The organism is Pseudoalteromonas sp. XMcav2-N, from assembly GCF_024124545.1.
In the GTDB taxonomy this organism is placed as follows: domain Bacteria; phylum Pseudomonadota; class Gammaproteobacteria; order Enterobacterales; family Alteromonadaceae; genus Pseudoalteromonas.
Genome location: NZ_JAMXSF010000002.1, coordinates 350,858 through 376,321, shown reverse-complemented (window position 1 = coordinate 376,321; position 25,464 = coordinate 350,858). Strand labels below are relative to the sequence as shown.

Genomic DNA, 25,464 nt, shown 5'->3' with positions numbered 1-25,464 from the left:
AACCGGCGAAAGCCGGTTTTTTATAGGGAGTAAATGTGCAGTATCAATTTATCCAGCAGCAAGCCGAGCTCGATGCCTTTACAGGAAAAATCTCAGACAGTCAGGTCCTGGCGATAGACACGGAGTTTATGCGCCGCAGGACCCTGTATCCTGAGATTGCCTTAATCCAGGTCTATGATGGCGAGCATCTGGCGCTGATTGACCCTTTAAGCGAGCTTGATTTTTCAGGGTTATGGCATTTACTTCGTGATGAAAGCATTGTGAAAGTGTTGCATTCGCCCTCTGAAGACATAGAAGTCTTTCAAAAGTTTGCGGGCTTTGTGCCAACCCCTTTATTTGACACTCAGTTTGCACTGCAGTTACTTGGTGAAGGCAATTGTGTTGGCTTTGCCAATATGGTTAAGTCAATGCTCGATATTGAGCTCGATAAGAGTATGTCCAGAACCGATTGGCTTAAACGCCCGCTGCAGGCAAGTCAACTAGAATATGCCGCAGCAGACGTATTCTATTTGCTTCCTTGCTATGAAGAAATCAGCAGTAAAATAGCTGACAGAGGCCTGAGTGACATAGTGATCTCGGAATCACAGCTTATTGCGGATAAACGTGCTTTCAAAACGCCAAATGCTTATCTGTATCTCAATATTAAAAATGTCTGGCAATTAAAGTCCAGAGATCTGGCTGTTCTTCGTGAACTTGCAAGCTGGCGGCAGAACAAAGCTGAGAAAAAGAATCTTGCGCTTAACTTCGTACTCAAAGAGCACAATATGGTAGAGATTGCGAAACGCAGACCGAGCTCTCTAAACAGCCTGCGAAATATTCCTGGTGTTGAGTCTATGGAAGTGAACCGCTCGGGCAAAGAAATATTGGCGTGTATTGAAGCAGGAAAAGCAGTCGCAGAGTCTGAATGGCCAGCGCGCGTTCAGCGACTGATTGATTATCCAGGCTACAAGGGGGCAGCAAAGGAGATAAAACAGACAATTTCTGAAGTCGCCAGACAAAAGAATATTCCGTTGGATGTGTTCGCATCTAAAAAGCAAATTAATCAGGTTATCGGGTGGAACTGGAAGCTGGACGCCGAGCAAAGGAATTCTTTTATGAAGCCAGACTTGTTTCTTGGCTGGCGCCACGACGTGCTAAAAGACGCACTGTCTAAATGGCAAATATGAGTCGCTGAAAAAGAAAAACGCCGCGTATAAAGCGGCGTTTCTGTTTAGATGTTATTTTTGCTCATCATCGGGCAACGTGACATTGAGTTCCAGTACAGCTAGATCATCTTCATTCTGCTCAAACTGCACATTGACCGCATCTGAGTCAACCTTGACATACTTACGGATCACTTCGAGAATGTCTTGTTTTAATTGTGGCAGATAATCGGGAGTGCCTCGCTTTGAGCGTTCATGGGCAACGATTATTTGTAGCCGCTCTTTAGCCAGCGATGCGCTGGACTTTTTCTCGGATCGAAAATAATCAAGTAAAGACACATTAACCTCCAAAAATCCGCTTTAGCAGTCCTTTCTTTTCAACACTTAAAAACCTGAAGTCGACGATTTCGCCTAGCAAACGATTGATGGCATCACTATATGCCTGGCCTGCATCCGACTCTGTATCCAGAATAACGGGTTGTCCTGAGTTAGACGCATTTAATACCGCTTTAGACTCAGGGATCACGCCAAGCAGATCGATGGCCAAAATTTCCTGGACGTCTTCGACCGATAACATGTCGCCACTTTCGACTCGCTCTGGGTTATAACGGGTAAGCAACAAATGCTCTTTGACCGGATCAAGGCCATCTTCCGCACGCTTTGATTTACTTTGCAAAATACCCAAAATGCGATCCGAGTCACGTACAGAGGAGACTTCAGGATTCGTTGTAACAATTGCTTCGTCAGCGAAATATAAGGCCATCATTGCACCGGCCTCAATGCCCGCAGGTGAATCGCAGATGATGAAATCGAAGTCTTCCGACATCTCTCTTAATACGCGCTCAACGCCTTCTTTCGTCAGAGCGTCTTTGTCTCGAGTTTGTGAAGCTGGCAAAATATAAAGCTTCTCAACACGCTTATCTTTTATCAGTGCCTGATTCAAATTGGCTTCGCCATTAATGACGTTGACAAAATCATAGACTACGCGACGTTCACAGCCCATGATAAGATCTAAATTACGCAGGCCAATATCAAAGTCGATAATGGCTGTTTTGTATCCTTTAAGTGCCAGACCTGTACCGATCGCTGCACTTGATGTGGTTTTACCTACACCACCTTTACCTGAAGTTACGACAATAATCTTTGCCATCTGAATTATCCTTTGACCAATGCTGTTAATTCTAATGATTCGTTATTTTGTGAAATCTGGCAGGCTTTGCCCCAGTGTTCTCCTTGTAAAGAGTCACTGATCCAATAACTGCCACCTACTGAAACAAGTTCTGCTTCAAGCTTTTGGCAGTAAATGCTAGCCTCGTGATTTCCTTGCGCACCAGCAATAGCACGTCCTCTGAGCGTGCCATAGATGTGAATATTGCCATCGGCAATGACCTCCGCCCCATGACTGACAGCCCCCAGTACAATGAGGTCCCGATCCTTCGCATAAATTTGTTGCCCGGATCGAACTGTGCTGTTGATAACCTGGGCGCCGAGATAGACTTCTTTTTCTACCACCTGCGTGTCAGGACTGTCCTGAGTCACAGGCTTAACGTCTTTAGTATAGTTAAGTACGGACAAGCCAATTTCTTTCGCCTCAGCATTATGCTGTTCTGTACCATTACATATACCAACCGGATTCAGTGCCAGCTCTGCAAGAATGCGTTTTAAATCGCTGAGGACAATGCTCTGTTCCTGGACGTCGGCAAGATTGATGACGATAGGCGCTCCTTTAAAAAACTTAGGAGCCTGGGAAATTTTATCACTCAGTTGTTGCTTTACATTGCCAAGGTCGGCGTCGAAGAGGTGTAAAACTGAGAGTGTAAACAGGTTTCCCTTCAATTCAAAAGACTGTGTAGACATAAGCGCTCAATACCAGTGCGAACTCTGATTAATATTGTTCTGACCCCGTACTCTGTACGTTTGAGAGTCGCAAAACTTTCCAAATATTATATAGGTCATGGTATAGTGCTGCTCTCAGATTAGCAAGATTTTATAGGGTTATAATGCTAGCCGCAGTATATAAAAGTAGTAAAAAAGCCGATACTTATCTTTTTATTGAAAAACGAGACGATTTTAGCAAAGTCCCTGACCCTTTAATGGCGACTTTTGGTACGCCTATATTCGTAATCATTGTGGATTTAGCAAAACGCACCAAACTCGGGGTTGCTGATTTAAGTAACGTTAAGCAAAAATTAATCGACGATGGGTTTTATTTGCAGCTGCCGCCTCCACAAGAAAATCTTCTGGACGAATTAAAAAGACAAAACGGAGTAAAAAGTGACTAAAACACTATCCGCAATATTAGTATCTTTATGTCTGGCATCGCAAACCGTTAAAGCAGATGATCAGGCGCGTTTTGATAGTTACGTAGAGGTGCTAAAAGCTGAAGCCCTGGAAAGAGGCTATGAGCAGGCTCTGATTGAAAGGGCGTTTAGTACGGTCAAATTTAAAAAGAAAGTGATTAAACAGGATAAGAACCAGCCTGAAATAGTTGAGACGCTGGAAACTTATTTGCCTAAACGCGTACCAGACTGGAAAGTTCAGCGAGCAAGAAAGCTGTACAAAGAAAACAAAGAGCTGCTGGATAAAATCAGCCAAGACTTTGGCGTGCAGGGGCGCTTTATTGTTGCCTTGTGGGGACTTGAAAGTAGCTTTGGTCGCGTCCAGGGCGGCTACCCAGTGATCAGCTCACTCGTTACTTTGGCGTTTGATGGTCGTCGTGAAGCGCTCTATAAACGCCAGTTGTGGGCAGCATTGGACATTCTCAAAGATGGCCATGTCGATATTGACAACTTCAAAGGCTCCTGGGCCGGCGCCATGGGCCAATCACAGTTTATGCCAACTTCTTTTAATTCTTATGCTGTCGATTATAACAATGATGGTAAAAAGGATATCTGGACCAGCAAAGAAGATGCATTAGCATCGATAGCAAACTACCTTAAAAGCGTGGGCTGGAACGATAACCTGACCTGGGGTCGCCAGGTAAAATTACCAGAGGACTTCCCGAGCCAGTATGTGCTCAAACGCGGTTCGAAAAACCACAAGCAATGGCTGGAGTTCTGGCGTGATTCTGAGCGCTCACTCGAAGAGTGGCAGAGCCTGGGTGTAAGACGTACAGACGGCACCGACTTACCTAAGGTAAATATTAGCGCTGCGTTAGTCATGCCCGATGATATGAACGGTCGTATGTATCTGGCTTACAACAACTACAAAGCGCTGATGAACTGGAACCGCAGCTACTATTTCGCAACCAGTGTAGGTTATTTATCTGATCGTATCGGCTATCCGAAAATCTAGTCGTTCAGATAGAAAGCAACAATAAAAAAGGCAGCGTGCGGGCTGCCTTTTTGGTTGGGCTAATGCAAGTGAAAATCAGTAGTAGCTCAGGTCCTGAGTTTTTCCCCAGAAAACCCGATAAGAAAACAACGTGTAGCCAATGATAGCCGGCACCACCAGCACTACGCCGTAGAGCATAAAGGTGAGGGCAGACGGATCGGCAAGAGCCTCGAATATGGTGAGCGTACCTGGTACAACATATGGGAAGAAGCTGTATACCAGGCCAAAGAAGCACAGTAAAAATATCATCACTGTGATGGCAAAAGGTAACCAGCAACCATGGCTAGGGTTATCATTGAGTTTTACTAACACTCTGTCTTGTATGACAAAGAGCACCATACAGATTAATGGCAGTGGCAGCAGTAACAGGCTTATCCCGGTACCAAACCAGCGTGTCTGAACGTAAGCATTAATCAGCGGATTAACCACAGAAACCGCCAGTACGCCCAGCAAAGCAATGAGGTTACTCAGTCGACACCAGCGGATAGCAGCGCTTTGTATTTCACCTTCGCACTTCATGATCAGCCAGCCTGCGCCTATTAAGGTGTAAGCCGCAATCACGCCAACACCACTGAGCGTAGCAAACAGGTGACTCGCCAGGCTGTGTTCAAAAGACATCACATACAGGCCCAGCATATATCCTTGGGTAAAGGCGGTGACCAGACTGCCCAACTTGAAACAACGATCCCAGGTTTGCCGGTAACGAGTTTTCGCTTTGGCGCGAAAATCAAAAGCGACCCCTCTTAAAATTAATCCCAGCAACATAAACGCAATGGGCAAATAGAGCGCCTGTAAGATAATCGAGTGGGCGGTAGGAAACGCGATTAATGCAAGGCCAACAGCCAGCACCAGCCAGGTTTCATTGGCATCCCAGAAAGGACCAATTGACGCTATCATGGTATCCGCTGCGGGTTTATTATTACCCGGCAACAAAATACCGACCCCCAGATCATAGCCGTCCAGTACAGCGTAAACGATAATCGCCAGTGCCATCAGCGCACTATAAAGTAAAGCAAGATATTCAGCGCTAAACATATTGGCCTCCCTGAACCGGTGTTGTCTGATACTCTTCAACTTGAACGGCATTGCGCGCGGTGTAGAACAGCGTTTTGATGTAAGCTGCCAGCAAAACTGCATATAAAGTCAGGTAACCAATCAAGGTCAGCAAGACGTGTTCACTGGGGACGTTTGTAACCAGCTCCTCAATTTTAACCAGACCACTGACCATAAACGGCTGGCGGCCAATTTCAGTGACATACCAGCCTGCCAGCGTGGCAATCCATCCTGAAAATGTCATGACTACTAAGGCTTTAAGTTGCCAGGTCGGGAGGATCGAGTGCTTCCATAAGGTATAACGGGTCACTAAGGCGACGAGTATCATTAAAACGCCTATACCCACCATGATCCTAAAACCAAAAAACACAGGTTTAACCGGAGGATGTTCCCCTTTAAATTCATTAAGCCCTTTGATTTCGCCTTGTGCATCGTGTGTCAGGATCAGGCTAGCCAAATTAGGAATGGCGATTTCAAAGTGATTGGTTCTGCTTTGCTCATCCGGTATGGCAAAGAGTAACAAAGGCGCACCTTGTTCGGTTTTCCAGACACCTTCCATCGCGGCCACTTTTTGAGGTTGGTGCTCGAAGGTGTTCAGACCATGCAGATCGCCGACAAACATTTGCATCGGGGCGAGCATGGCTGCGACCGTAAGCGATACTTTCAAGGTTAGTCTAGGGGCGTGTTTATGGTCCTCTTTAAGCAGTCGATAAGCACTTATTCCAGCCATCAGAAAAGACGCGGTGAGCCCGCTTGCCAGTAACATATGGAAAAAGCGATAACCGAATGACGGATTGAAGATGATCTCAAACCAGTCTTTGGGATAGAACACCCCATCGACAAGCGTGTATCCAGTCGGGGTTTGTAGCCAGCTGTTTAAAGACAAAATCCAAAAAGCCGATAATGTGGTGCCTATGGCTACTATCAGTGTCGCAAAGGTATGCAGGCGTGGACTGACACGTTTCATGCCAAACAGCATAATGCCTAAAAAGGTGGCTTCCATAAAAAAGGCGGTAAGTACTTCGTAGCCCAGTAAGGGTCCGGCAATATTGCCGACGCGTTCCATAAAGCCGGGCCAGTTGGTACCAAACTGAAAAGACATGGTAATACCACTGACTACTCCGAGTGCAAAAGTAAGGGCAAATATCTTAACCCAAAACCGATATGCCCGAAGCCATACCGCTTCGCCGGTTCGGTCGTAACGGAATTTGAAGAACACCAGAAACCAGGCCAAAGCGATGGTGATGGTAGGAAAAAGAATATGAAAGCTTATATTTGCCGCAAATTGAATACGCGACAACAGTAGGGTATCAAGCATGACGCACCTCGCATATTATATCAGCGTAGCTGAGCCTGAGTCAGGCAAAAGGTTACTGATACGACTGTAGTGCGCGGGCACGAACCGCGCACAATGAAAAAATCCTTTTCAAAAGCGACTCTTTTAGGACTTTCTGAGTAACTTGTCCTTCAAATCAATCACCTTGCTGACCGATGAGCCAAGTTTCATTAAGGATTGCAACTGCTCAGGTGTTAACCGTTGCAGTTCAGCAGACCACTTGGTGACTGTTTCCAGTAAGTCGTGGATAGATTGCATTTGCTCTTGCGCGTATTTTTCTTCTGGTGAATTCGCGCTGTCGAGAATTTGATCGCGCAACAAGGTCAGGGTAGGGTCAATTTCACGTTTACGGCGTTCTTCAAAAACGCGGTTTGCCAGATCCCAAATACTGCCATTCGGCGAATAGTATTCCTTTCTGTCCCCGGGAATATGGTGGACCTTAACCAGTTGCCATGATTGCAGCTCCTTGATCCCCATGCTGACATTGCCTCGAGAGATCTTGAGAGCTTCGGCAATCTCGTTGGCCGTTAAAGGCTTTTCGTTAATGACCAGCAGGCCAACCATTTGTCCAATGGTGCGATTGAAGCCCCAGCGGCTTCCCATCTCTCCACAATGGAGAACGAAGTTTTCGATTTTAGGTGATAGCTGCATTTTTAAAGTTTCAGTAATTATTGAAACTTTAATATATAGTGCGTTTTGATTTGGATCAAGCCAAATATTCAACTAATTTAGAGGGCAAGAGAAATTAAAAAATGGGAAAGCACAGATGTTTACTTTCCCATCGGTTGAAGGATGTTCTTATCTTGGATATTACGCCTTTATTCAGCGTGTTTACCCGTTTCCCAGCGCTCATTCAGCAACGTTTGACCTGCATCAATGGCGCCTGGCTCTAACGTGGTCGCCATTGAGTCATTCCAGCGATTCAAATAACCAAATAACGCGATCACGCCAAGGATCTCGACAATTTCGCCGTCATTCCAGTGCGCCTGCATTGCGGCTTCAATGTGTGCATCCACAGCATTGGGTACACTTGATGCGGCGAGGGCAAATTCAAATGCGGCTTTTTCAGCTTCTGTGTACACCTCGCTTTCACGGAATTGCCAGATTTGCTCCAATCTTTCGTCAGTACCACCGTAACGTTGCGCCGCTAGGATGGTATGTGCTTCGCAGTATCGACAGCCAGTGTTTGCACTGGTGATATACCCTATCAGTCTTTTAAGCTCTGATGTAACCCGGCCATGGTTTTCCATGACTGCCTTGTTCAGGTTGATGAAGGCACGGGCAATGGCTGGTCGAATTTGCATGGTCAGCACACTGTTGGGGCAAAAACCAAGTGTTTCATTAAAAAACTTTGCTAATTCTGCGACTTCCTGATCATGTTCTTGTGACAATGGGTTAACTAAAGGCATACTGTTTTCCTGTTAATGTTTATATGTTGCATATGCAACAACTATATGTGTAGAGGTACAAATTGTCCAGTGACAATGAAATGAAAATTGCCATTGCCAACAGAAAACGTGCTTTGGCCGTAACAAACCTTAAAGACGAAGCGCTTGATTTGGCTGCTCACGTACCCTTCCAGGTTGCTGTTGTAAGTAATCTCTTGTCACTCGATCGTGATCCGGTAATTCGTTCTTTGACTGAGCTTAATACAAGGGAACTGCGTGTTTTGCTTAACGTGGGATCTTATGGGCCAATTACTGCTGCTGAAGTCAGCTATCAATCCCGGCTTGATCCCTATTCGGTCACGCGTGCGGTAAACGTCTTATTGAAGCTTGGATTGGTTCAGTCAAAAGAAATAACAGGTAAAAGCAAACCTGTTGTACTAACCGCAGAAGGAGAAAGTATTTATGACAAAGTCACAGCACACGTACGTAAAAGGGAAGACATGCTTACAGCGCATATGACCAAAGACGAAAAGGTGTTACTAGAGACTCTGTTGATGAAGCTTGAGCTCACAGCAGAAGAAATACTGGCAAATGAAGTGACTGAAATGGAAGCACAAGGGCAAGTGGTGACCCGTGACCACAAAGAAATGCTACGTTGGCATAAACGTAGCAGACACGGTTAATCAGAGCACACCTATGCGGTCGATAACAACATTCCGGCTGTCGAATAAACAGCGTGCTGAGTCATAGCTAAAGGTATCAAGATAACGACCGTTGATGACTTTTGTCGTGGCTGGCTGAGCCTTGTCCTTAAGTAGCAGGATGAAATGTGATTCTGCCTCAAGTTGGTCATGGTTACGGTAGAAACTGGATGATGTCATCATATGAACGGTATTCGTGGTGTGACGTGCTTTATCAAATCGCTCGACTATTTGCGTTTTACCATTTAATTCGATATTGAGTTTCTCAACTGTAAAACGGGCGTCGTCAGTGAACAGGTTAGCATATTGTGTGGGTGTGCCTGTATCGCGAATTTGTGGGTACGCATATACAAGTGTCTTGCAGGTGTTTTCTGCGGTTGGGTTGTCAAAGGATGCACAACCGCCAGCAAATAGCAGTGGCAGGAGCAGACGATACATGTGTATGGCCTCTGTTAATTAAGTGTATGTGGATGATTACACAAAATTAATCAGGGGCCAAGACGGGAATGTGAGTTGCCTCAGTGCTTTTTGTGAGCTTGTTTACTTGCGTTTCTAAAAGCCTCTCGAGCGGCAATCATGCGGTATCCAAGTGCACAGGCTATGTAGACAAGCACTAGTGCACTGCCTGCAAGTAAGGTCTCTTTATCCTGAACGAACATCCATAACATTGCTAACGCGATACTTGCAAAAGTAAAGTGTGTAACGAGTGGGTTCATTCTGGCTTTCTTTTTCATTTCGATAAAACTGGCATGGCTAAATATCGACCATATTATAAATCACATTATTCAGAAGTGATAGTAATTTCCGCTTTTTATTATTTTGTGTGGTTATAAAGTGTTGCTTTTTAGTTCGTGTCTCATCCTTTGCTTTATCCTTCTTATCTCTGTGCGAACACCTTGATTCTAAAATCGTAGGTGGGAATGAATTAGGCACAGAGAATTTGACCCAGAATAAGTTCTTCATCCTGCAATATTTTACAATGATACAGGTCGCAACGACTGTGCTTATAGAGGGAGGATGTAGTGAAGGCAACCGAACGTAAAAAGCTGGACCTTAAGCAACTTATCTTATTGCTGGTAAGTGCTGGGATTGTTTTGTCCGTTTATAGTGCACTCATGGCAAGCTATCGTGTGCATGAGCGCGCTTTTATTAAAGATACTTTGGCTTCGAATCAGGCTTATGCTGAAAAGCTCGCAGCAGTCACTGAGTTGTTTTTGCAGTCCTTAAATAGTCAGTTGAGGGTAAGTGCTGGCCATATTGCAAATCACTTTGAAGATCGTAAAGCAATAGACACGGAATTAGCACGGTTACTGGCTCAAACCAATAGTTTTGACTCTTTGGTTGTCATAGATGCTCAGCGCAAAGTCATCTCAGCTCAGCCTTCGACCCTTGAGCTAACGGGGCTTACCTTAGACTCGTCATTAGCACTGCCTATTGAACTACAAGCGCCTTATATTCTCGATCCATTTGTGTCGCCGGCGGGTAACCTTATGGTGAGTCCGACCTTTCCAATTTTTGCAACTGACGGGGCATATCTTGGCTTTATCGCTGGAGGTATTTATCTGCAGGGCGATACCATCTTAAACCAGCTTTTGGGCACACACCATGTCTCAGAGCACTCATATGTATATGTAATAGATAAAGATAAACGTCTCATTTATCACAGAGATAATAACCGGGTAGGCGAGCGAATCGTCGGCAATCTTGCAGTGAACAAGGTGCTAAGAGGCGAATCTGGCGCGACAGAAACCTTAAATAGTCAGGATGTTAATATGCTGGCTGGTTTTGCTCCGGTATCCAGCACTGGTTGGGGAATAGTGAGTCAACGCGCGCTGACCAGTATCGTTGCTCAACTGAATTTGACACACAAAGATGTACTTTATTCAACATTACCGTTCGCGCTGGCAATCTTATGCGTCACATTAATCGCCGGGTTTGTCATTGCCAGGCCTCTTGCTTTGTTGGCCCAAAACGTTAGCTCTTTGAGCCCACGTAATTTGCGCTGTATTGATCAGACGCCCGCCTGGTATTTCGAGGCTGAAAATTTAAAGTCGGCGATCCTTAATAGCTCTGAGCTGCTTGGTCAGGAGATAAAAGAACTGGAACAAGACAGAAAAATGGATCCGCTGACCAAGCTCAACAACCGCTTTGCCATGCAGCTTTGGCTGGAAAATGTAAAAACAATGCAATACCAGTTTTCAGTACTTGCTTTGGATGTGGATCACTTTAAATCTATCAATGACGAATTTGGTCATGCCGTCGGCGACGACGTGTTGTGCGCACTTGCGAGTGTTATGAAGAAAAACGCCAGATGTCACGACTTTGTCTGTCGAAGTGGCGGTGAAGAGTTTCTGGTTTTTATGCCATTTGTTGATGAAAAACGGGCTTATAGTATCGCTGAGCGTTTGCGCGTTGCGATAAGCGAACACCCCATGTCAATTCCAAGGCAGGTCACCGTGTCAATTGGTGTTGCCAGTTGGCCTGTGAATTGCAAAAGCATTGAGGAAACGCTTGAAATGGCAGACAAGGCGCTTTATCAGGCCAAGCGCAATGGCCGCAACAGAATATGCCGGGCAAAGGTCCACGGCGATGCTGCGAATAATGATGTTGCACAACATGCTGTTTGAGGTACACATGTGAAAAACATTGTACCGTTTTATAAAGGAGTGTTTGAACCTGCTACTATGTTGTGATATGAATAATATCATATTACTGGTCAGATGTTATAGTTGTTACGTTAACCTGATCACGACAAGCACAGGGATTGACGATGCTCAGAAAAAAGTTCGATTTATTGATCTGTATCGAGAATAAGACTTGCTTTTAATTCTATCATTGCAATTTATAAAAATACCTGTTGATATTGAAAACAATAAAATATAAGAACTTAGCCGAAAAATGACTTTTTCATTCAGTACTTTTTACAATTTGTGCAGCAGCGAGGCGCGCTATGAGCTCGCGCTCGATTTGATCTATGAGAAGTTCAAACCGGCGCATTGCTTGATTGGCAAATTCATTGATGCGGACACGCGTGTTAAAACGGTTGCTTATTCTGTCGATGGGAAAAGGTCAAATGATATCATCTATGATCTTGAAGGAACGCCCTGCAACGATGCTAAAACCAGTCAGGGCGTGTGCTCCATTAGCTGTAACCTGCAGCAGATGTACGCGGAAGATGAAATCCTGAAAATATTTGATATTGATGGCTATTTGGGCGTCACATTACGTGCGCTCGACCATAAGCCGATAGGGATTATGGTCTGTCTATTTGATGAAAAAGTAGAGGTGAGTGACGAGGACCGCCATTGGTTCAGAGAGTTGAGCTTACTAGTCGGGGCTGAGCTCAATCATAACCTAGAGATTGCAGCACAGCAGATCCTGGTAAAGCAATTGGCAAAAGGTGAACGTATAGCAAAGCTGAGTTCCTGGACGTGGAATATCAGCCGAGACAAGCATGTGTTTAGTCATGAAATGCGCCGTTTACTACAACACAGAGAAGAAACCCTAACGTTAGACGACTTTACTGATTGTTTAACTGAAGCGGATCAAAAACGACTCAGAGTGATTATCCAAAAGCTCAGGACCGGACATTTAGATTATATTGATGTGAATGTCACTCACAAAAAACGCACTAATTTAAGAGGTCTATACAGAATCATTGGTCGTGTTGAACAGTGTGAAGAGCAGCGCGACGAACGTGTATTTAGCGCCACGGTGCAAGATGTTACCTATATTTATTCTTTGAATAAGCAGCTGGAACTAACCAATGTCGTGTTCGAGCATGCTACAGAGGCCATCATGATCACCGATGGGGACAACAAGATCATCATGGTGAACAGGGCATTTGAGCGCCTGACGGGCTATACCGGTCATGAGTTGATGGGACGCGATCCATCAGTACTGTCTTCAGGTCAGCATAGTAACGACTTTTATCATAAAATGTGGAACAGCTTGATGAGTGCCGGTTGCTGGAAAGGAGAAATATTTAACCGTCGTAAAAACGGTCAGATTTTTCCCGAAGAGCTAACGCTGAGTCTGGTGAAAGATGAACAAGGCGAAATACTGAATTATGTTGCCATTTTCCGCGACATTACTGAGTGGAAGCGCAATGAGGCGCAGCTGACCTTTTATGCAAACCATGAGCCCCTGACCGCATTGCTGAATCGGCGCTGTTTTATCGATATAGTTGAAGAAAAAATATCTGCCAGTCGCAGTCTGCATACACCTTGCTCTTTGTTGTTTATTGGCCTTGATCACTTCAAGGAAGTAAATGATATCTACGGTCCGGAAATCGGCGACAAAGTCCTCGTATCGGTCGCAAAAAGGCTTAGAAACGGCATCAGAGAGAATGATACGATATCCCGTTACGGCGGCGATGAATTTGCTATTTTACTTGACAACACTGACGTAAAAAGCGCCTTGCAGGTTGCCAAAAAGCTCAGTGATAAGATTAAACAACCATATGTTTTCAATGATTTGACTGTTGAACTCAGTGCAAGTACCGGGATAGCACAACTGGAAAACAGAGGCAGAATTACCGCTGCCAAATTTATTCGCAACGCGGCACATGCATTGGAGAGTGCGAAGAAAACTCATCGAGGGCATGTTGCTTTACATAATGCCGCTATCCAAAATGCTTATCTGAATAAGGTCAAGCTCAAGGACAAGCTTAAAGCGGCACTGAAAGCAAACTTACTAACTGTTTACTATCAGCCGATAGTCGATGTACAGCGCAGAAAAATCGTTAAGTTTGAAGCGCTGGTACGGTGGTTCGATGACGAACAAGGTATGGTATCACCCGGAACCTTCATTCCCATTGCAGAGGAATTTGGCTTAATTCATATGATAGGGCAGTTTGTGTTGGAAAAAGCCTGTCAGGATCTCAAAGCATTACATCTGCATGGGTATGACGATGTCAGTATTTCTATTAATCGATCGGTTAATGAGTTCAAGACGAGCAACGATCAATTCAAACTCGTTACAGAAGCCATTTCCAACGCCGGGGTTCCATTTGAGAAAGTCACGCTTGAGGTTACTGAGTCTATGGCGACGAACCGCTACACTTGGGAACTACTTTCTAAATTAAGAGAGCAGGGCGTGAAAATCGCGCTTGATGACTTTTGTACTGGTTACTCCTCTCTTAGTCACCTGATAGAAAATCAGGTTGACTACTTGAAAATAGATAAGTCGTTTGTAGATAGTCTAATGGCAGACAGAAACAAAAAGGTGATGATTAGCTGCTTGCTTAATCTGGCTGAAGAGCTGGGTATTAAAGTTATTGCTGAAGGTGTAGAGTCTCAGAGTCAACTGACTATGCTGGAACAACTGGGTTGTCATCATATACAGGGCTTTTACTACAGCCCGGCTCAGCCATTATCTGCTTGCCTGAGGTTATTACAAGAGTTTAACTCCGGTCAGGTGTTTAACGATGAACTGATGTATATCAGTAAATCGTCACAGCAACATTAATGAACAAGGGGCCTGAAACGGCCCCTTTTATTTACTTTAAGTACGGCTTTAGTACGTCCAATAATGCGGAGAGATGATCATCTCTGTCGTTGAGTGCCGAGATATAATGGTAGGTTTCACCACCCGCTTCCAGGAAGTACTCGCGGTTTTCCTCTTCCAGCTCTTCGAGCGTCTCAAGGCAATCTGCGCTAAAAGCAGGACTCAGTATAGCGACTTCTTTAACGCCTTTCGTTGCCAGTTCTTTGAGTGTGACGTCGGTATAGGGCTGCAGCCATTCCTCACGTCCGAATCGGCTTTGGAAAGTCGTCATGATTCTGTCTTTATCAAGCTTGAGTTGCTCACAAACGAGACGCGTGGTCTGGTGGCAAAAGCAGTGATACGGGTCCCCACTATCTAAAAACCGCTTAGGTGTGCCATGATAAGAAAAAAGCAGCTTCTCAGGTAATCCATGCTTATCAATATGTTCCTGTACCGAATTAGCTAAAGCCGTAATGTAACTCGGTTGTTTGTGATATCCGTTTATAAAACTCAGGCTTGGTACCCAGCGCCATGTTTTGAGTACATTAGCTACCGCATCAAATGTTGAACCTGTCGTTGCACTCGAATATTGAGGGTAGAGGGGAAAAATAACAATATTAGTGATCCCTTTTTCACGGAGTGCTTCAAGACCACTTTTTATAGAAGGATTGCCATAGCGCATCGCCATCACAACTTCGACATGTTCGTAGTGTTGTTCCTTTAATAATGCGCTTAGCTTATTACACTGATCTTGAGTGATCTGAACCAATGGTGACCCATTTTCTGTCCAGATACTTGAGTAGGCTTTTGCTGAACGGCTCGGTCTGATCCTCAGAATCACACCATGTAGTATCAACCACCAAAGTGCTCTGGGAAGTTCGACGATACGTGGATCTGACAAAAACTCTCTTAAGTAATTTCTTAATGCAGGGGCTGTCGGTGCGTCAGGGCTACCCAGGTTAGTTACCAGAACACCGATTTTTTCATTAAATCTGTTCTCGTGCGGATTATCAGTTATTGCAGAAAGCTTTGGCACTCAAGGCTCCTTTGGTGTGTTTTTCTAGCCCTGCTATTCTACACAAAAGGCCAGAGTGAAAAAACGATTTTCGCTTATACGCGTTTGGCATCATATTGGATCTAGTTATTTTGTCTTAAAAAATCGGCAAAATATAGATTTGTTGTTGCAAAAACAGCGCATTAGTCGTATTTTCTCGCTCCGCACCAGCAATTTACAGCATAGAATTCGAGTTAACAATGCGATTAAACCACCCCGTCACGAATCAGGAAAAGCGTTTTTCCGCAGACACCCGGCTTATTTCAGTGACAGACCTGAAAGGAACGATACTGGATTGTAATGAACACTTTATTGAAGTCAGTGGCTATTCCAAAGAAGAACTGATAGGACAACCTCATAATCTCGTCCGCCACCCAGATATGCCAGAACTTGCATTTAAGACGATGTGGGATCAGCTTAAAGCGGGTAAGCCCTGGATGGGCTTAGTAAAGAACCGTTGTAAAAACGGCGACCATTACTGGGTAAATGCGTATGTCACGCCGATGACGCAAGACGGGAAAATTATAGGCTATGAATCCGTTCGTAGCTGTCCGGACCGTGCATCTGTTGAGCGGGCAGAAGCGTTATACAAACGGGTTAAGTCGGGACAACGTGACGGATTTAAGTTGCCTAAGCTGCGTTCGATCTGGTCGTCGTTAGCTGTGGTTATTGCGATTTTACTCTATATGTCTGCAGGCGAAGCAATCGGGTTTGCCTGGTTGGTTGTCAATACACTGGCATTATTTGCATACAACACGTATCGAGATAACGAGCAGCTAAGTCGAATTGATAAGGTGATGTCTCATAGTTTTTGTGACGATATAGCAACTCAGGTTTACTCACCTTGGACGGGTAAGATGGCTCAACTGCACGTCAAGTTGCTTAGCGAGCGGGCGCATCTGGACACCATTATCACTCGTATCGAGTTTGCCGCTAAAGGGGTTGCCAGTGGTGCAACAATTAGCAACTCTAAGAGTATTGAGACTACCGAGTGCCTGACTAAGCAACAGCTTGAGACCGAGCAAGTTGCCACTGCTATGAATGAAATGGCTACTACAATCAATGAAGTGTCGCATAGCGTTCAGGCTAGCTCGGAAGATGCAAAAGGGGTGCTTATTCTCGCACAGGAAAGCGCACGAAGCTCTGAAGAAACCCGCGCTTCAATCGAGAATCTTGGTGCAACGGTCGTTGATATCAAAGACTCGGTGCTAGGTGTTGCCAAACAAACTTCCAAGATAGCAGAAGCTGCGCAGATAATTGAACAAATCGCTGAGCAAACTAATTTACTTGCATTGAACGCGGCAATAGAAGCGGCTAGGGCCGGGGAGCAGGGGCGGGGCTTTGCCGTTGTTGCAGATGAAGTACGCCACCTGGCGCAAAGAACCCAGGAATCAACGAAAGAGATCCATGCAATAATCGAACAGTTGACACAGAGTACGCAAAACGCCGAGTTCATAGCGCAACGAGGCGAGGATGAATCTCGCCAGGGGATAGAGCAGCTTTCTCAGTCTTCTATGAAACTGGAAGGCATTTACCAATTGATAGAAAAAATCAGCGCCAGTAGCATGCAAATTGCCACTTCTGTAGAAGAACAGGCAGCTGTTTCTGAGGACATTAACCAGCAAGTTGTTAATATTGCTACGCTGGCGAATACCAGTGTAAGCAGCTCTAATGAAATGCATGTCATCAGTGAGGAGCTAACCACAGTGGCAAATGACATGTACGAGCTGGTGATACGTTTTAAGCGCTAGGCTTTAATCAGGATCCTAAATGGGGAAGGTTTTTGTGTTTCTAACTGTTGTAGTTTGGCAACAGTTGCTTCCGTGAAAATGTGCCCCTTAGGTAACAGCATGATCCCTTTATGGCTATGGATAGCCAGTCCAAGTTCCATCCCCGGTTTGAGTGCTTGAGCATTAATGATGTTCATTGACCCAACTTGGTGTGCTGTTGAGGTGTTGGCTTGAATTGCTTGTTCCAGTGCTAAGACTACTTTTGGGTGGTAGAACGATCCGCTATACATTTTAATAATTTCAAGTGCATGCCCACGCCTGGTCTCATTGTCTCCCTGGTTTTTTAGAAGATTTTCAACATAATCTCTTGCTGCAGCGAGGATTTGTGCGCCAATTGGAATTTGTTTGCCTTTAAGCCCTTTCGGGATCCCCTGACCATTATATTTTTCAAACTGGTGATATATCGCTTCACCCACATCGCTCAGGTGCTGAGCTGGCATCAACATTAGTTGTGCGGTGGCTGGATGTGTAAAGAACAGCTTTCGTTGCTCAGAGCTGAGCTGCTCAAGCGGTTTGTCGTACAGTACTGGATCCATTGCAAGCAACCCGACCTGGGCAAGATAGCCGGCCATTTTTGTCAGTTGTACCACGTTATCGCCCAGACCCAGCTTTTGTGCGATTAAGCCACTAAGATTGGCAATCTGTTTAGCCATATCCGCATCAATGTAGGGATTTGCATTGATGAAATTGTAGAGTAGTTCTACAGTTGCCTTGTGTTCATCCTGCTCGCGTTTGTTGGCTGTTTCTAATTGGCGAAGCACGGTGCGGATCTGAGCGGTTCGCTTTTCGACTAATTCTTCAAGGTTTCCGTTTAATGCTTTTAACTGTTCATTTTGATTGCTTATCGCAGTTTGAAGCGCGGTATTGTAATGTTTGAGACGATACTTTTCTGCTGCATCTTTAATAACATGGATGAGCGCCTCATTTTGCCAGGGTTTCTGAAGAAAATTGTGTATTCCGCCTTCATTAATGGCTGCGATAGTAGAGTCCATATCAGCATAGCCGGACAATAATATGCGTTGTGATTGCGGAGAAGCTTGCCTGGCTTTTGTCAGAAACTCCACGCCATCCATCTCAGGCATACGCATGTCTGAAATAATAACCTCAAAGTCATGCTCAGCAAGTGCCTGTAACGCTTGTTCGCCACACTCAAACAAAGAGACCTCCATGCCCGCATAACCCAGTGTTCTTCTGAGCACCTTTAGAACGCTAGGCTCATCATCCAGGCACAATACCCGAATAGGGCCTTCGGGTGGGTCAATCGTTACTTGCTCGGGATCGTGTTCAGCCATATATCATTAAGTTAAAGCAATAGATAATATAAAAATTAGTCTAAACTTTGTTTTATAACAATTGCTGCAGCGAGTTTGCTGTTAAATTACGTTAGCTAAGGATTAAAAAATGAAAGGCATAATATTTCGTAGTTTAGAGGAGTTGGTTGTAGAAAATCTGGGTATGGCTGAATGGAATGCGTTATTAGACGAGCATAGTCCGGCACACCGCAGTTATGTCTCAGCTGTATCCTATCCCGATGAAGAGCTGTTTGCGTTGGCAAATGGCGTCGCGGAAAAAATGGCTTTACCATTAGCAGATGTGCTAGGCGTATTTGGACGGTTTTTATTTGGTTCATTGGCAGCTAAGCATCACACCGTGCTTGAACCGTTGAATACTTTTGAGAAGTTAATTCTTGCCATAGACAGTGTGATCCACGTAGAGGTGGCAAAGCTCTACGATGAACCTAACCTGCCCAAAATAGATGCTAAGGTCATCGATGAAGGTAAAATTCTCGTTGATTATCGTTCACCCCGAAAACTATGCTTTTGTGCTGAGGGGCTCATTTACGGGGCTGCGGATCATTACAACAAACAAATTGAAATATCTCACACCAATTGCATGCACGAAGGGGATGATCACTGTCGTTTTGTGGTCAATATATTGTCTTAATAAGACGATAATAGTAAGGCTCAGGGAGTTTGATATAGTAGAAGCGACTGAGAGCCTGATATGTGTATATAGCTCTATCAGTGATCCGGAGGGTAAGTATGTCGAACGAAAGCAACGAGTACTATAAAGCATATCATAGAGAGAAGCAGGCTCGGGACGAACTAGAGACCCTGCTGGAAGATAAAACTCGCTCTTTGTACCTTGCAAATCAGGAGCTGGAAGCAAATCTGACGCAATTAAAGCGGCAGCACGCTGCGATACTGCAGAGCGAGAAAATGGCCACCCTGGGTGTAATGTCTGCCGGCGTCGCCCATGAGATCAATAATCCGCTTGCATATATAAACGGTAATATAGGTACCCTTGGACAAGTGGCAAAAGGTGTCTCTGACTTAATCAAGGTCAGTCAGTCGTTTGCAAAGAATGCGTTAGATGAAGACCAGTTCAAAGAAACATTTGCGCAATTAGAGTCTCAGTATCAGCTGTGTTTTTTCGCCGAAGATGCCCAGGATTTAATCGATGATTGTCAGGATGGTTGCCAGCGCATTGCAACTATAGTTGCCAGCTTGCTTGATTTTGCCAGACCTAAAAACAACGAATTTGTCATGGCGGATATGACTGAGGCCATCGACAGTGCTCTGGGCTTGCTTGCAAATCAGCTCAAACATATAGAGTTAAGTGTAAAGAAATCCGACATTCCAATGAGCTATTGCAATCTGGCTGCGCTTAATCAAGTCGTCATTAATCTATTAATGAATGCTAAATATGCTTGTGAGCAAGCTAAATCAGATGGCGTGTGTGCTTCTCCTGCGATTGAGCTTCATGTCAAAAAGGTTGGTAGCCAAATTATTATAGAAGTGATAGACAACGGTACCGGTATAGCTCAGGACGCTATAGCGCACATTTTCGAACCATTCTTTACGACCAAACCTGTGGGTCAGGGGACGGGCATGGGATTGGCTGTTGCATATGGCATCGTTTCTGAACACAGTGGCACTATTAATGTTGAAAGCACAAAGGGTGAGGGTACTACAGTGACCGTTGCTATCCCCGTAAACCATGTCAAATAAACAGGCCCTCGTTCCCGTAACCTATACGCCACCTTTGTTTTAACGTTAGTTTGTCCCTAAAAAGAGTATATTTGTATCACCCACCCACCTGTTAACCTTTACGTTAACTAGATGTATACATGCTGATCTTGTCTGATTTGCATATAACTAATACGTATAAGATATTCCGTTGTCAAATTTTTTTATGGATACAATTCGGATTAATATAACTTATCCGAAACCATAAGTTTTTCTTTTTCATGTCTCTTTTTTTGACTTAACTGGTTGTTCTTATAGCAATAGAGGGGAGTATACGAACTGTCATATATGAATTTAACTCACTTAACAAAGAGCAGGGCCATGTGAGAAAAAGTCCATTCATTTGAATAATTGGTAATGAAAAAGGGTTGTTTTTTTCGTTTGTGAGATTAAAAAGTAGCCATGCTTACGTTGACGTACTCAAATTCTATGTTAGCTTTACTTTAAAAATGTTAATCAATAAAACGGTAAAGGTTGAAGAAAGTATGAAAACGAGAAACAAATTCAAGATGGCAATGCAGCTCAGCGCAATCGCCATTGCGATCGGCTCAACACAGGCTAACGCATATGATTGTACCGGGCTTAACCCATGGGAATCAGGTAAAGCATACACGGGCGGTCAGCAAGTCGAGCAGAATAACAATGCTTATGAAGCTAACTGGTGGACACGTTCTGAGCCCGCAACCAATTCAGGCGACTGGCAAGAATGGACTTGGCTGGGCCAGTGTGACAGCGTTGTCGAAAATAAGCCGCCTGTCGCCAGTAACTTACAGCCTGTTGCTGGTTCTGAGTTCGCTGAAAATGACAGCGTTGCCATAAGAGTGAAAGCAGTCGACTCCGATGGCACCATAAACAAGGTTGAGTTCTTTGTCGATGGTGCTTTGGTTGCCACTGACGTAAGCGGAACTGCGGATATGTTTGATGCGCTGTGGAGTGCCAGTGTTGGTAGCCACAGCATCAGTGCAACGGCGTATGATGATAAGGGGGCTGCATCTAATGTATTGACTAGCCAAATCCTTGTTAAGCCAGCTGATACAGGCAATAAGGCTCCGGAAGCACAGTTAGTAATAAAGAGCCAGCCAGCTGAACTCGTTGTTGGCTCTCAGGTTGTCTTCGGCTTGTCTGGAAGCGATGTCGACGGTCAGGTGACTAAGTTGACGTTTACGGCAGATGGTGTGGACGTTGTTACTACAAATGGCACCGCGACCGATCACACATGGACCGCTCAGCAACTTGGTCCCGTGAGCTTTACCCTAGCGGTTACAGATGACAAAGGGGCAACGTCAAGTGTGTCTCAGACACTGACAGTTGTTGAGCAGGGGCAGGGGGGGCGTGATGACTGTAAACCAGAGGGCTTGTTCCAGACTCCTGGCGTGAACACGCCTTACTGTACTATCTACGACGTAAACGGACGAGAAAAAATGGGCAATGACCACCCTCGTCGCGTGATCGGCTACTTTACCAGTTGGAGAAATGGCGCAAATGGCCAACCATCCTACCTGGTTAATGACATTCCATGGGACAAAATAACGCATATTAACTACGCCTTTGCGCACGTTGATGCAAACAACAAGGTATCAATTGGCGACCCGGCGGCTGCTGGTAATCCGGCAACGAATATGGAGTGGCCTGGAGAGGCTGGCGCAGAAATGGATCCTGCACTGCCATATAAAGGTCACTTTAACCTGCTGAACAAGTACAAAAAACAATATCCTGACGTAAAAACACTGATCTCGGTTGGCGGCTGGGCTGAAACTGGTGGCTATTTCGGCAGCGATGGTAAGCGTGTCAACAGTGGTGGTTTTTACACCATGACCACTAATGCCGATGGCAGTGTGAATCAGGCCGGCATTGACGCATTTGCGGCAAGTGCTGTGGAGTTTATCCGTACTTACGGTTTTGACGGTGTCGATATTGATTATGAATACCCAACTTCAATGAACGATGCAGGCCACCCGGATGACTTCCCAATCTCAAACGCATTACGCGCAGGATTGAATGCCTCATATCAGGTGCTGATGAAGCGCTTGCGTGAAGAGCTTGATATAGCAGGCCAACAAGATGGTAAGCACTACATGCTAACAATTGCGTCACCTTCTTCTGGCTACTTGCTACGTGGTATGGAGACATTCCAGGTCACTAAATATCTGGATTACGTCAACATCATGTCTTACGACTTACATGGGGCGTGGAACCAGCATGTAGGCCACAATGCTTCTTTGTTTGACACAGGTGAAGATTCTGAACTCAAAGCATGGAATGTCTATGGTACCGCTGAATTTGAAGGTATTGGTTACCTGAATACAGACTGGGCTGTTAAATATTTCCGTGGCGCTTTGTCCGGTGGTCGTATCAATATCGGTATTCCTTACTACACCCGAGGTTTCCAGAATGTCCAAGGTGGTACAAACGGGCTTTGGGGTCAGGCGGCATTCCCGGACCAGGCGAACTGTCCACCAGGTACCGGAAAAGGTGAAAAGAATAAATGTGGTAACGGTGCCGTAGGTATTGACAATCTTTGGCATGACAAAAATGACGTAGGCCTTGAAGTACCAGCGGGTTCTAACCCATTGTGGCATGTTAAGAACCTGCAATCAGGTATTGTTGCCAGCTATCTGGCCGATTATGGCCTGACGCCGGACACAGATCCTGCAGACCGCTTGACTGGTACCTATGCCCGTCATTATGACTCTGTGGCAGTTGCCCCCTGGCTGTGGAATGCCGAGAAGAAAGTATTCTTGTCGATTGAAGATGAAGAGTCTATGGGGACCAAGGTCGATTATGTCATCAACAATGGGCTTGGCGGCATCATGTTCTGGGAGCTGGCCGGGGATTTCGATTACGACGCGGCAAAGGGTGAGTACTTTATGGGTTCAAGCCTGACAACGTTAGCCTATAACAAGTTTAATCAGTCGGGTGCGCCATACGATATCCACCCAGGTGATGTAAGCTTCCAGGTACCTGCGGAATCAGTTGACGTCAGCTTTACAGCAAAAGACTTCCCGCTGGGTGATGATAACTATCCAATCGCGCCAACGTTCTCATTTACCAATAACTCAGCCATTGACCTGTCCGGCGCGAAGATCACCTTTGATGTGCCGGTTGCAACATCTGCAATCTTCAAGTCTAACTGGAATGCTCAGGAAAAACTTGGTATGGCGGTTGAGGTCAATCGTTCAAACGCAGCCGGTAACAATATCGGCGGATTTGAAAATGAATTCCACCGCTTTTCAATCACACTGGTAGATGAGTGGGGAAATATTCCTAAGTCATTCGCACCAGGTGAAACCGTAAATGCACAAGTGATGTACTACATGCCAATTACAGGTCCGGTTAATTTCGTCGCTGAAAAAGATGGCAAGCGTTACGCATTTAAGTTCGAGTATCCGAAACTGCCGGACGCGAAACCGGGTGATGGTAACGGCGGACCTATCACCAGTTGTGAAGGCGTGCCTATCTCACAGATCAGTGTTTACCCTGAGTTTCCCAAGGGAACCCATGCTGCCCAGGGAGACCTCATCATCGACGGCAACGGTGTATACAAAGCGAAGTGGTGGAGCAATAAGCAACCATCAGTAAGCTCTGATTACACCAAGGTTTGCAGTTTGTAACCAATTAGCTAACTAGGATCAGGGGCTTCGGCCCCTATGAAAGAGGCAAGTTATGAAGACATATACATCTTTTTCGAAACAGACTGCAATTGGTGCACTAGTGTTGAGCGCTTTGAGTTACAGCGAACTGGCTGCCAGTCATGGCTATATGGATTTTCCTATGGCAAGACAGGCTATCTGTGAAGACCAGGGGGGCTATTGGTGGCCAGAAGATGGTTCCAATATTCCCAATGCGGCTTGTCGAGCGGCTTACCTGGAATCTGGTTATGTTCAGTTTATTCAGGAGCATGAGTTCGCAGTCAATACGCCCGATTACAATAACCAACAGGCGGTAGAAAAAAATATTCCTGATGGCACCTTGTGCGCAGCTGGTTCGCACGAAAAACGCGGCATGAACTTACCTTCTGCGGACTGGCAGACGACTCAAGTCAGACCAAACGCTGCGGGGGAGCTGGCCATACGATTTCATGCCACAACCCCACATAATCCGAGTTTCTGGAAATTTTATCTAACCAAGCCGGGATTTAATCCTGCGACAGACGTGATGACCTGGGGCAGCCTGGATCTGATCACTGAAGTAGGCAACGTCGATTTTGTTAAAGACCCGGACGGAAAACGCATATATGAGATGACCATTCAGATCCCTCAGGGCCGAAGCGGAAATGCGATTCTTTATACTCGCTGGCAGAGAAACGATGTCGTGGGTGAGGGTTTCTATAACTGTAGCGACATAAATATCGTGACAGATACACAACCAAATGACTGGATCTCAGCTGGCTATTTTGTCACCAGAGGCCAGTCAGCCAATGTTGGAGACCTGATCTGGGCAAGGGTATTTGACCAAAATGGTCAGGAAATAGTGAAACATTCTTTAGCTGTGACAGAGCAAAATCAGTCAAGTTGGGCAAGTGTTTTGGCAGGTCAGCTTAATACTACGTATGCCAGTGATGTCCGGGTTGGTGTGAAACAAACAAACGGTGACGTGGTGTTTGATGAAGCCAACTTACTGGGTAACGAAGTGTTCGTAACAGATACTGCCTTTACCTATAACCTGACAATCGTGCCAAAAGCACCGAATACACCGCCAACGGTTCATCAGCCCGATCCGATTGTAATGGATGAAAATGGCCAAGTTCAGGTTCATGTACATGCCTTTGATGATGAGCAAACTGAGCTGACATACACCTGGTCAGTCCCATCCGGACTTACGATGACCGGCGGTGGTGCAACCGTCACACTGCAAAGCGCAGAGGTATCGGCAGACGCTCAGTATACGGTTTCAATTGCAGTTTCTGATGGTGAGCTAACCACATCCAGAGACCTAAGCGTGACGGTTAAAGATATTCCGGTGTCTACTCATCCAAAGTGGCAAGCCTCTGACACCTATGTAGGTGGGGATAAAGTCTCGCACAAGGGCAAAAATTATGAAGCCAAGTGGTGGACCCGTGGCGAAGAGCCCGGCAAAGCCCAGGTCTGGAAAGCACTTTAGCCAGACGAGTCAGTTTTAAGCAGTACCAATAAATCACCCTCCGGGGTTTGG

At 45.3% G+C, this 25,464-nt stretch carries 22 protein-coding genes; 11 read left to right on the top strand and 11 right to left on the bottom strand.

Translation table 11 applies throughout. The features are described from left to right. Positions 1-35: 35 nt before the first annotated feature. Positions 36-1,166 carry a ribonuclease D gene (rnd, locus tag NH568_RS04415; protein WP_253044831.1) on the top strand — a complete coding sequence of 377 codons (1,131 nt, stop codon included), beginning with the start codon at positions 36-38 and terminating at the stop codon, positions 1,164-1,166. A 51-nt stretch (positions 1,167-1,217) separates the two neighbouring features. Here rnd and minE read toward each other — a convergent pair whose 3' ends face one another. From minE to minC, 3 genes are read right to left on the bottom strand one after another with little or no spacing between them, the layout of a single operon-like run. Then, complete coding sequence (gene minE, locus NH568_RS04410) at positions 1,218-1,481, bottom strand: cell division topological specificity factor MinE (RefSeq protein ID WP_010381216.1); 264 nt, start codon at positions 1,479-1,481, stop codon at positions 1,218-1,220. Position 1,482: 1 nt separating this feature from the next. Continuing rightward, the gene (gene minD, locus NH568_RS04405) at positions 1,483-2,292 is read right to left on the bottom strand and encodes a septum site-determining protein MinD (protein WP_253044828.1); all 810 of its coding nucleotides are present in this window, start codon (positions 2,290-2,292) and stop codon (positions 1,483-1,485) included. 5 nt (positions 2,293-2,297) lie between these two features. Further along, entirely contained in the window at positions 2,298-2,999 is a 702-nt protein-coding gene (minC, locus tag NH568_RS04400; protein WP_253044826.1) for a septum site-determining protein MinC, read from the bottom strand. Positions 3,000-3,142: 143 nt separating this feature from the next. Here minC and NH568_RS04395 point away from each other — a divergent pair, with 143 nt between their 5' ends. Further along, complete coding sequence (locus NH568_RS04395) at positions 3,143-3,424, top strand: YcgL domain-containing protein (RefSeq protein WP_054016620.1); 282 nt, start codon at positions 3,143-3,145, stop codon at positions 3,422-3,424. Continuing rightward, positions 3,417-4,436, top strand: coding sequence for a lytic murein transglycosylase (locus NH568_RS04390; protein ID WP_253044824.1), 1,020 nt, complete (start codon positions 3,417-3,419; stop codon positions 4,434-4,436). Before NH568_RS04395 ends, NH568_RS04390 begins: the two co-directional genes overlap by 8 nt. Positions 4,437-4,511: 75 nt before the next feature. Here the strand turns inward: NH568_RS04390 and NH568_RS04385 are convergent, their stop codons facing one another. The 4 genes from NH568_RS04385 to NH568_RS04370 form a co-directional block, all read right to left on the bottom strand. Continuing rightward, complete coding sequence (locus tag NH568_RS04385) at positions 4,512-5,510, bottom strand: cytochrome d ubiquinol oxidase subunit II (protein WP_253044821.1); 999 nt, start codon at positions 5,508-5,510, stop codon at positions 4,512-4,514. Next, positions 5,503-6,846, bottom strand: coding sequence for a cytochrome ubiquinol oxidase subunit I (locus tag NH568_RS04380; protein ID WP_253044819.1), 1,344 nt, complete (start codon positions 6,844-6,846; stop codon positions 5,503-5,505). The genes NH568_RS04385 and NH568_RS04380 overlap by 8 nt, the downstream gene beginning before the upstream one ends. A gap of 123 nt (positions 6,847-6,969) precedes the next feature. Next, the gene (locus tag NH568_RS04375) at positions 6,970-7,515 is read right to left on the bottom strand and encodes a GbsR/MarR family transcriptional regulator (RefSeq protein ID WP_046005214.1); all 546 of its coding nucleotides are present in this window, start codon (positions 7,513-7,515) and stop codon (positions 6,970-6,972) included. A gap of 167 nt (positions 7,516-7,682) precedes the next feature. Further along, the gene (locus tag NH568_RS04370; protein ID WP_253044817.1) at positions 7,683-8,273 is read right to left on the bottom strand and encodes a carboxymuconolactone decarboxylase family protein; all 591 of its coding nucleotides are present in this window, start codon (positions 8,271-8,273) and stop codon (positions 7,683-7,685) included. A gap of 80 nt (positions 8,274-8,353) precedes the next feature. On the opposite strand from NH568_RS04370, the gene NH568_RS04365 reads away from it, so the two are divergent. After that, positions 8,354-8,935 (top strand): MarR family transcriptional regulator, encoded by a 582-nt coding sequence (locus NH568_RS04365; protein ID WP_253044814.1) that lies wholly within the window; start codon positions 8,354-8,356, stop codon positions 8,933-8,935. Here the strand turns inward: NH568_RS04365 and NH568_RS04360 are convergent, their stop codons facing one another. Both NH568_RS04360 and NH568_RS04355 read right to left on the bottom strand, forming a co-directional pair. Further along, positions 8,936-9,391 carry a nuclear transport factor 2 family protein gene (locus NH568_RS04360; protein ID WP_253044811.1) on the bottom strand — a complete coding sequence of 152 codons (456 nt, stop codon included), beginning with the start codon at positions 9,389-9,391 and terminating at the stop codon, positions 8,936-8,938. 80 nt (positions 9,392-9,471) lie between these two features. Continuing rightward, positions 9,472-9,669, bottom strand: coding sequence for a hypothetical protein (locus NH568_RS04355; RefSeq protein WP_171045226.1), 198 nt, complete (start codon positions 9,667-9,669; stop codon positions 9,472-9,474). Between the two features lie 306 nt (positions 9,670-9,975). Here NH568_RS04355 and NH568_RS04350 point away from each other — a divergent pair, with 306 nt between their 5' ends. Continuing rightward, positions 9,976-11,580, top strand: a complete 1,605-nt coding sequence (locus tag NH568_RS04350; protein ID WP_253044809.1) for a sensor domain-containing diguanylate cyclase — start codon at positions 9,976-9,978, stop codon at positions 11,578-11,580. A 271-nt stretch (positions 11,581-11,851) separates the two neighbouring features. After that, positions 11,852-14,422: a GGDEF domain-containing phosphodiesterase gene (locus NH568_RS04345; RefSeq protein ID WP_253044805.1), complete on the top strand. Its 2,571-nt coding sequence runs from the start codon at positions 11,852-11,854 to the stop codon at positions 14,420-14,422. A 31-nt stretch (positions 14,423-14,453) separates the two neighbouring features. On the opposite strand, the gene hemH is transcribed toward NH568_RS04345, so the two are convergent. Further along, positions 14,454-15,476 carry a ferrochelatase gene (gene hemH, locus NH568_RS04340; RefSeq protein WP_253044802.1) on the bottom strand — a complete coding sequence of 341 codons (1,023 nt, stop codon included), beginning with the start codon at positions 15,474-15,476 and terminating at the stop codon, positions 14,454-14,456. Positions 15,477-15,694: 218 nt separating this feature from the next. On the opposite strand from hemH, the gene NH568_RS04335 reads away from it, so the two are divergent. Next, positions 15,695-17,245: a PAS domain-containing methyl-accepting chemotaxis protein gene (locus NH568_RS04335; protein WP_253044799.1), complete on the top strand. Its 1,551-nt coding sequence runs from the start codon at positions 15,695-15,697 to the stop codon at positions 17,243-17,245. Here NH568_RS04335 and NH568_RS04330 read toward each other — a convergent pair. After that, on the bottom strand, positions 17,242-18,576 hold the full coding sequence (locus NH568_RS04330; protein ID WP_253044797.1) for an HD domain-containing phosphohydrolase: 1,335 nt from the start codon (positions 18,574-18,576) through the stop codon (positions 17,242-17,244). The genes NH568_RS04335 and NH568_RS04330 overlap by 4 nt on opposite strands. A 109-nt stretch (positions 18,577-18,685) precedes the next feature. Between NH568_RS04330 and NH568_RS04325 the strand changes: the two genes are divergently transcribed. The 4 genes from NH568_RS04325 (at position 18,686) to NH568_RS04310 (ending at position 25,413) form a co-directional block, all read left to right on the top strand. After that, entirely contained in the window at positions 18,686-19,228 is a 543-nt protein-coding gene (locus NH568_RS04325; RefSeq protein WP_253044795.1) for a heme NO-binding domain-containing protein, read from the top strand. Between the two features lie 98 nt (positions 19,229-19,326). Beyond that, positions 19,327-20,295 (top strand): ATP-binding protein, encoded by a 969-nt coding sequence (locus NH568_RS04320; RefSeq protein WP_253044791.1) that lies wholly within the window; start codon positions 19,327-19,329, stop codon positions 20,293-20,295. Between the two features lie 503 nt (positions 20,296-20,798). Further along, positions 20,799-23,924, top strand: coding sequence for a glycosyl hydrolase family 18 protein (locus NH568_RS04315; RefSeq protein WP_253044787.1), 3,126 nt, complete (start codon positions 20,799-20,801; stop codon positions 23,922-23,924). A gap of 52 nt (positions 23,925-23,976) precedes the next feature. Beyond that, entirely contained in the window at positions 23,977-25,413 is a 1,437-nt protein-coding gene (locus tag NH568_RS04310; protein ID WP_253044783.1) for a lytic polysaccharide monooxygenase, read from the top strand. Positions 25,414-25,464 lie beyond the last annotated feature (51 nt).